The sequence below is a fragment of the Mesorhizobium sp. WSM4828 genome, assembly GCF_055811175.1.
Genome location: NZ_JBVVQK010000143.1, coordinates 1 through 205, shown reverse-complemented (window position 1 = coordinate 205; position 205 = coordinate 1). Strand labels below are relative to the sequence as shown.

The following is a 205-nucleotide window of genomic DNA, read 5'->3' as shown; positions in this document are numbered from 1 at the left end:
GAGCCGCTTGAACAGCGGCATCAGCGCCGCGGCGCCGGCGCCGACCTGGTCGGCGAGCGTCGACAGGCTGAGCGGCAAGCCTTCGCGGGCATAGCGTTCCGCCTGGCGGTTGAGCGGCTGATGCTGGCCGTCTCGCAGTCGCGGCAGGTGAACTTCTCCCGCACGTGCTGGATCACCTTCCATTGCCGCGGCACCACCTCCAGCG

At 70.2% G+C, this 205-nt stretch carries 1 pseudogene; it reads right to left on the bottom strand.

The features are described 5' to 3' along the window. Positions 1-205: pseudogene (locus AC0L2X_RS32685) on the bottom strand (IS66 family transposase zinc-finger binding domain-containing protein); the annotation flags it as partial.